This window comes from Nitratireductor aquibiodomus NL21 = JCM 21793, assembly GCF_000615975.1.
In the GTDB taxonomy this organism is placed as follows: domain Bacteria; phylum Pseudomonadota; class Alphaproteobacteria; order Rhizobiales; family Rhizobiaceae; genus Nitratireductor; species Nitratireductor aquibiodomus.
In genome coordinates this window covers 1-6,752 of the sequence record NZ_BAMP01000141.1, presented here as the reverse complement: position 1 = coordinate 6,752, position 6,752 = coordinate 1, and the positions used below count along the sequence as shown (strand labels likewise).

Below are 6,752 nucleotides of genomic sequence, written 5' to 3'. Positions count from 1 at the left end.
CTCGCGCCCGCCCGGCCACCACGCCTTTGCCGATGCCGCAGGCGGCTTCTGCTTCTTCAACAATTCGGCAATCGCCGCGCAGCATCTTCGGAAACAGGCCGCCCGCGTCGCCATTCTTGATGTCGACCTGCACCACGGCAATGGCACGCAGGGCATTTTCTATGCCCGGCCCGACGTGCTCACCGTCTCCATCCATGCCGACCCGGTGCGCTTCTACCCCTTCTTCTGGGGACACGCCGACGAGCGCGGCGAAGGACCGGGCCTTGGCTACAATCTCAACCTGCCGCTGCCGCGCAAATCCGGCGATGAAGCCTTTCTGGAAGCGCTTCAGCCTGCGTTCCGCCTCATCCGCGCCTTTGCGCCGGACGCGCTGGTCGTGGCGCTCGGCCTCGACGCGTTCGAGGGCGACCCCTTCGGCGGACTGTCCGTCAGCACGCCGGGCTTCGCCCGCATGGCGGAGGCGATCTCCAGCCTCGGCCTGCCGAGCGTCATCGTGCAGGAAGGCGGCTATCTCTGCGATGCGCTATCAGACAATCTGACGGCATTCCTCACCGGCTACGCGTCGCAATAGCGAAAAAAGCACTCTGCTGGCCCTCGCATAGGCGGCATGGCGGACTTCCGTTTCGGTTCACGCTAATATGATTGGGATCACGCAGGAGCGATACCTACATCAGGCTCCGCGGGCGTGGAGTTTCCCTTCCATTGCCCGATATGAACACAGAACGAACAATCAGGAAGCCGGAGCTGCCAATGAACTACAAGAAGACCGACGAAGCCTTGGCCCGCCTCACCCCGGAGCAGTATCACGTGACGCAGAAGAGCGGCACGGAGCGACCCGGAACGGGCGCGTACCTGAACAACAAGGAACCGGGAATCTATGTCGACATCGTTTCCGGTGAACCGCTCTTTGCAAGCAGCGACAAATATGAGTCCGGCTGCGGCTGGCCGAGCTTCACAAAACCCATCGTGCCCGCCAATGTGAACGAATTGCGGGATACGTCCCACGGGATGATCCGTACGGAAGTGCGTTCCACGCATGGCGACAGCATCTCGGGCATGTCTTTGAAGACGGACCGAGAGACCGCGGCGGCCTGCGCTACTGCATCAATTCAGCGGCGCTGCGCTTTGTTCATCGTGATGCGATGGAGGCCGAAGGCTACGGTGACTATCTGGACCAGGTGGAGGATGTAAAATGACGGAACGCGCTGTTTTGGCCGGTGGCTGTTTCTGGGGCATGCAGGACCTTATCCGCAGGCTGCCCGGCGTCATCAGCACCCGTGTCGGTTATACCGGAGGCGACGTGCCGAACGCCACATATCGCAACCATGGAACCCATGCGGAGGGGATCGAGATTGTCTTCGATCCCGAGAAAATGAGCTATCGCCGCTTGCTGGAGTTCTTCTTCCAGATCCACGACCCGACAACGGTGAACCGCCAGGGCAACGATGTCGGCATGTCGTACCGCTCGGCGATCTATTATGAAAACGACGGGCAAAAGCGCGTGGCGGAAGAGACGATCGCCGATGTGAATGCATCGGGTCTCTGGCCGGGCCAGGTGGTTACGGAACTTGAGCCGGTCGGTGACTTCTGGGAAGCCGAGCCCGAGCATCAGGACTATCTGGAGCGCTATCCTAACGGCTATACATGCCACTTTCCGCGGCCAGGCTGGGTTTTGCCCAGACGCGACGCGGCCGAATAGCTTTCACACAGGCCAGCCCTCAAGGCAAAAATCACTCGCTCCTCCGGTGCTCGCCGGGGGAGCGTTCCTATCTGCTGCGGTTTTCGTCATCATTGTCCGCAGCGAGATTGAAAGCCATCACCGATGTTCCGTGAACCAGATGGTGCATGCCGAGCAGGCCTCGACAACCAACCGGATGCTGGAAAAACCCAGCTCTTCAAACAGGTGTCAAAGGCGGCGCAAAATCGGCCGATCGGGGGCTGGATGTCCTTTCGCTTGCTTCAGCGTTCCCCTCTAACCGTGAGAGCGCAATTGCCTTGGTGTCAAACCGCAATGTCTTTTCAAGGACGCAGTCAGATGGCTTTGGCTTGAGAAGCCACAGAATAACGCAATCTCTGCTATTGGCATATCGCTCTCCAGAAGCAGGCGCTGAGCATGATCAAGTCTGCGTTTGATCAGATACTGGTGCGGCCGCTCGCCAAATGTGTTTGTGAAGGCAACGATAAAGTGTCCCTGTGACAATCCGCACTCACCCGCCAGGTCGGCGATGCTGAGCTTCTGCCTGAAGTTCTCCGACAGGAATTCACGGATTCTGTGCTCATTTCGGCTTGAGAGCTTGCCTCCTCCCCGGCTTCTGGCAGGCGCAGAATCCCCGTATTTGCGCAGCATATGAATGCCGAACACCGTGATGAGTGAGTCAACGTAAAGCTCATTGACGCCGACACCACTGGTCAGTTCATCCCGAAACATCTGCGCCACCTGCAGCGCCCACCGGTCTGGCGATACAGCGGGTGTGAACCTGATGTCCGCGATGCCGCCTCTACATTCCTGCTCAGCGAGCGCTGTAAGCCTGCCTGGCGGAATGACAACGGCAACGGTCTCGCGGGAAACCGGCCAGATCGTCCTTCCCTGCCCTCCAGCCGGCGCCACCCCGACAGCTCCGGCAGGAACGTTGATTTCCTCAAGGCGATCACTGTCGATGGTTGTGAAAACTCCGGCAACAGGGCGCAGAAAGACTGTAGCATAGTGACTTTCGGCCGAAATGGACAGTTCACCTGCTCCTCGAACGGAATGCGTAACGCCTCCGTTTGGTGCTGCAACCCACCTGCGTTCCTGCAAATCGGGGATGAAGGAAAAGAGCGCATCCGAACTGTCGAAGGACATTTTCGAGGAAGCGCGTTCGGCGAGGAGTTTGTCACGTATGTTCAAGTCGATGTCTGCTTCAAAGCTGGGAGACCAGACACCTTCCTCCACACTCAGATGGCCCTGCGTGCTCCCCCAAATCATGGCTTGAAGCGAGCTTAACCGCCGGGACGACCGGAGACGACCAACCGTAGGGTGAATTATGCCTCTCCGGCTTTACCAGACCGACAGTGAAAGCACTGTTCAGGGAAACAGGATGGCCCAGTCTGGTGCCCCCTTTCTCAGAACTTTCCAACGACATTGAGAAACACGCCCTGATCGTCGAGCGTAAGGTCTCTCAGATCATCGGAGAAGCGGCCGAAATTGTAACCGACGCCAACTTTGAAATTGTTTCCGACATGGCGGTATAGCGCCGTCAGCGCTCCGAGATCCGTGGTGTTGGCCTCGGGCATGTGTAGCACCCTGCCCTCAAGCAGGAGATCCCACTTCTTGATCACGTGCAGATCAGCTCGCAGGATTCCCAGATGCGCCGAAGAGCGCTGCCAATGTTGCTCAAACCCCGTACCCGAGCCGCTGGCAGTGCGGTATTTCACCTCGCCATAACGGAAGCCGTACTTGCCGCCGATGGACAGCCAGGGCACCAGATCGTAGGTGACGTCGGCAGACAGAATGTGGCTGCGCTGGGCCGGTGCATAAGCATCTCCCGTCGCCCCGCTGACAAGCTGGTTGTTGCCGGGCATGTCGTAGAGCCAGGTATACTTGAAAAGCGCGTTGAGGCGGTCGTGATCGACGGGCCGATAGGCATAGCCGAGCGACGCCTCCACGTAATCGGTATCCTTGAAGGAGGTCACCGTCGAGCGCGTATCGGAGATCACGGCATCGAGATTAGCCATCAAGCGCCAGTTTTCGCTTGTCTTCCAGGAGACCCCGGCCGCAAACAGATAGGTGTTCTGGTCCCGCGTGCCGTCTTCAGAATCCTCGATGCGCACCTCGCCGCGCACGCGGGCGGTGACACCCGCTTCCTCATCCTTGTAGGCGATGGCCAGTGATGGCGCATAGCGATCAAAATCAGAGCGTTGCAGCCCCGTTGCCGGATCGATTGTGTCATCGCGCACCCGACCGGCCTCGAACCCGGCATCCACCGTCCACACATCGTCGGGGGTGTAGATCACACCATAGGTCTGGGTCAGCGCGCGTCGGCGGCCAAACATGTCATAGCTGCTTTCGGCATAGGCCGACGCCACATCGTCCACACGCCGGCGCATGCCGGCCACGATCGCCCCGCCGTCGGAACCGACAAGATCATGGTTGCGGTCGAGATCGAACGCACGGTCGGGATCGAGCCTGTAGCCGATGTAGTAATGTTCATTATCGTTGGGATCGTAGTTGATGGCGGCTAGCCCGCCGAGCCCGTGCGTTCCGTAGGAAACCTCACCGGTAACGCCCACCGCTTCCGTCAGCTGCACCTCTGCACCGACACCGATGCGGTCGTTGCGGTCTATGTCACCCGATCGTTCCACTGTCGCCTGCCCGAACACATAGACAAGATGCTCGTCGTCAAAGCGATAATCGACACGGACACCGGCATCGAGGCGGGAACCGTCATACCCACGTTTTCCGGCCGTGATGGCGCGCGGCGACATCAGCTCGGTGTAGGAAACCCCGAAGGAGACCTTCCAGTATTCATCCACCTGCCAGGCAATGCTGGATGTGCCGTCGCGCTTGATCTGGCCGTCGTCGTCGCTGAAATCATCATAGGCGAGTTTCAGCCCCACGCGGTCACTCAAGGCGAGATCGGCGTGCGCGCCCCATATCCGTTTGTCGACATTCACCTGATCGTAAAGCGTGGAGAAGCCGGCCTGTTTCTCTTCATAGTAGCCGCCGAGCGTTCCCTTCATGCCGGCGCTTTCGATGTCTTCCAGATCGACCTGGCCGCGCACGCGCCAGGCCATGGCCGAACGGTCGCGGCTGCCTGCCGTGCCGTAATCGCTTGAGCTCAGACCGCCATCGGTCGAACGCGAGAGGCCGAAACCGGGGCCTTTGGAGTGCGCCACCTCCGCTTCGAGAAACGTGGTTTCGGTGTGACGCAGCTCGATGTCCGCGCCAAGCGCCTGCTGATCGGCGAGCCCGGTCGTCTCGTTCATGCCGGTCACGCCGATGCGCACTTTGTCGTTCAGCCAGTGCTGGGCACGACCACCATAGACGTATCCGTCCACGTCTCCGGCCACCGGTTCGAATTCGTATTGCGCCGTCAGATAAACCTTGTTTCCGCCGAGTGCGCCATTGCGCACCGGCGCATCGGTGCCTGTGGAGGAAGAGAGTGGGCGATGCAGGATAATGACGCCCTGCAGGTAATCGATGCGGTAGTCCTGACCGTATTGCAGCGCGCGGCGCTCGACGATGCGGCCGGTAACCGCATCGCGGATTTCGACGGTGACCGTTTCCGAGCCCTCGACAATGTCCTGGCGTTTCAGGAAATAGGCTGAGCCGCCCGTGGCGAGAAACTCCTCGCGCTGCGGCAGCGTGTCGGGTTGGGCGGCGTAGAGTGTGACCTCCGTGCTGCGCTCCCCGAAAGACGTGCTGTCTTCCGAACGGTACACCGCATTGGCGCCATAAAGGCCGCGCTCGGCGCGTAAGAACTCCGTGCCGGTGATGCTGGTCTTGTAATTGCCCCACATGACATGGCTGTCGCCACGCTCGAGCCTGATATAGAATTTCCCTTTGGTCGGCGCGTCTTCCACAAAGGTCGAATCGTCGCCATAGACCGGATAGTAATCGTCTGGATCGAGACGTCGCAGAAGCTGGCGCGGATCCTTGCCATCGAGGTCGCGGAACATGTTTTCTATGTCGTCCTCACCGGTGTCGGCGGCCGCTGTCAGCAGATACTCACCCTTGATCTTGCCTTTCAGATAGAAGGCCAGCCGTCCTTTCGAATAGACGTCATCATACTCGCCGGGCCGTACAGTCTCGATATTGTCATCTCCCGTGCGCCTGCCGATGGTGAGGTCGGCCAGCGCCACGTAAAACCACTCATTGTCGGGAATGTTGATCTCGCGGGCGAAATGCAGCCCGCCGCTCTTCGACACCCCTTCTACGGAAACCTCCACATCGTGATCGCCCGGAGGGAGGATGCGATTAACGACGAAAGCACGGTCTGGATCGACCGGCATGGTCTCGTCAAACGCCTCGACACGATACCCGGGTGGAACATTGCGGCCGTAAACGGTGACCACGCCGCCGCGCACGGGAATGTTGCGCACGGCAGTGCGGTCTTCGCCGGTTCCGGGCGCCGCAGCCGCTGTGCCGGCCTCTGGCCTCATTGTTTTTTCGCTGCGCGAGAGTGGAAGCGCTTCCGTTTCGTCATACCGGCCGCTTCGGTCATAGACCCTCAGCACATAGCTGAAATCGCGCTCTTCTTCGGCCGTTGGCATCGTCCATTGCGCTTCACCGTTGACCTCGACAGGAATCATGGCGAAAGGCTTCGTTCGCGCCCGGCCAGCATCCACCTCCTGAATGCGAATCTCGGCCCGATCGATGAAGCCCGGATAGTTGGTCGATGCAAGAAACCGTACGGTCTCGCCAGCACGGTACCGGCTGCGCCGCGAAACCGTCGCAACATTGAGCAATGGCTTGGCCTCGAGCCCGTCAAACTTGATCTGAATGTCCACACCATGCAGGCCGACATCCGCCTGACGCTGCCGGTCGACCGGCCTGGATTGCGCAGATTGCCGGCCGGCAGTGGGCATGGGCTTCTGCCGCGGCGCCGCGCTTTCTTCAACCGTCTCGCCGTCAACGCTGATGGAGAAGGGTATGCTTCCCTCATCGGTGAGCGTCTCGCGTTCCGTATTCTCCCCGACCGGCAGATTGCGCACCACCGGCCGGTCGTCGGCAACTGCACCATCCGGCATTGCTGCCGATGCGATCAGTGCCG

At 60.1% G+C, this 6,752-nt stretch carries 3 protein-coding genes and 2 pseudogenes; 3 read left to right on the top strand and 2 right to left on the bottom strand.

All coding sequences use genetic code 11. The annotated features are described in order from the left end of the window. From JCM21793_RS22130 to msrA, 3 genes and pseudogenes are all read left to right on the top strand, one after another. Window positions 1-571 (top strand): annotated as a pseudogene (locus tag JCM21793_RS22130) (acetylpolyamine amidohydrolase); the annotation flags it as partial. Between the two features lie 140 nt (window positions 572-711). After that, window positions 712-1,196 (top strand): annotated as a pseudogene (gene msrB, locus JCM21793_RS27795) (peptide-methionine (R)-S-oxide reductase MsrB). Next, complete coding sequence (msrA, locus tag JCM21793_RS22120) at window positions 1,193-1,699, top strand: peptide-methionine (S)-S-oxide reductase MsrA (RefSeq protein WP_007008964.1); 507 nt, start codon at window positions 1,193-1,195, stop codon at window positions 1,697-1,699. Before msrB ends, msrA begins: the two are co-directional and overlap by 4 nt. A gap of 273 nt (window positions 1,700-1,972) precedes the next feature. Here the strand turns inward: msrA and JCM21793_RS27790 are convergent, their stop codons facing one another. Both JCM21793_RS27790 and JCM21793_RS29580 read right to left on the bottom strand, forming a co-directional pair. Beyond that, window positions 1,973-2,887: a helix-turn-helix transcriptional regulator gene (locus JCM21793_RS27790; RefSeq protein WP_162175243.1), complete on the bottom strand. Its 915-nt coding sequence runs from the start codon at window positions 2,885-2,887 to the stop codon at window positions 1,973-1,975. Between the two features lie 215 nt (window positions 2,888-3,102). After that, window positions 3,103-6,752, bottom strand: a 3,650-nt coding sequence (locus tag JCM21793_RS29580) for a TonB-dependent receptor (protein WP_025031750.1), incomplete at its 5' end; no start/stop codon positions are given.